Here is a 1,272-nt window from a genome sequence, read left to right on the forward strand (position 1 = left end):
GAAGCCGCCCGATCCAGACGTATTGCCTCAAGCCCTCCAGGTTGTCGCTCATGCCAAGGAGGTCTCGCATCCAGACACACTTTCTGGCCGAGGAGGTCAATCGTAAGAACTCTCCAGTGCCCCATCGGGGCCGCCACGCGGACGGCAAAGAGGATTAGACTTAGCCGCAGCCATGGGTTGGTCCCCTTATCTCCTCCTATGGTCAGGCCTGGCGAGTGGCACGACGGGCCCGCTAGGCCCCTCGCCAAGCCGCCCACCCCGCACGAGCCCCGATCCGCCGCCAACCGATGAACAGGGTCTTGGCCGCAGTGTTGGCCGCACACCCGACGCAGGGCGCGATGCCGTGCTTTTACTTCGACGTGCGGGACGGGGTGAACTTCACGCCTGATGAGGTGGGTCGCGAGTTCGACAGCCTAGAGGCCGCCGGGCGCGCAGCCGCCAAGGCTGCGGCGGAGATTGGAGGAGACCAACTGCCGAATGGCGACGCCCGCAGGGTCACGGTCAAGGCACGCAATGAGCAGGGCCAGTGGATGCTGACCGTAACGGGCACACTGGAGGATCATCGAGGGGCCCCCGCCCCACTTTCCATAACACCAATTACCCGTGAGAAACGGCGCATAGGGGCGCTTATGAAACACGTTTGCAGCGGGCAATTCCCCGTTCTGATCATGCCAGATGAGCCCGATGCCAGCGGTCGGCATCCGATGGTCCTAACAGAACGTACTCCTCGGGTGAAGCCAAGCTAACCTTTCTCACCGCTTCTGGATCGTATTCAGAAGAACACCCACGATGAGCAGCAACGTATGTCCGTAGTAGGTATACTGCCTACCTGACCATCCTAGTACACTCGGATGCACCATCCTCAGGGAGGGGTCAACCATCCTCAGGGAGGGGTCACATGCCGTACGTGTTCCATATTGGCCAACCAGTCCGGCTCAGGGCGCACTTGCGTGAAATGATGGGCCACGGAATCCACCGAGTCGCCGGTTTCTTACCCCCAAGGGCAGATGGGGCGCCTCTTTATCAGATTATGGGTATGCACGATGGAGCAGAGCGTATTGTTAAGCAGCACGAAATCGAGGCTGTCTAGCGTTACCTCTCGGGGCACGGCTGATCTACCCCTCTCTACGGTTCGCCAAAGCATCCTGATCCCCAAAAGCGAGGCGCCTCGCGCGTAGAAGCCGGAAGCATGTCGGTGCAATCCAGAAATGGCACTCAGCGTGCAAAGTCGACATGACACCCTGGGTCTAAAACCGGTTGGGGAGGGCGCCC

At 60.5% G+C, this 1,272-nt stretch carries 1 protein-coding gene; it reads left to right on the forward strand.

Annotated features, from left to right (window positions below; genetic code table 11):
• Positions 1-308: 308 nt before the first annotated feature.
• Complete coding sequence (locus DRB19_RS29620; RefSeq protein ID WP_373867470.1) at positions 309-746, forward strand: DUF6894 family protein; 438 nt, start codon at positions 309-311, stop codon at positions 744-746.
• Positions 747-1,272: the final 526 nt, after the last annotated feature.

The sequence above is a fragment of the Microvirga aerophila genome (assembly GCF_003332305.1).
Lineage (GTDB): Bacteria > Pseudomonadota > Alphaproteobacteria > Rhizobiales > Beijerinckiaceae > Microvirga > Microvirga aerophila.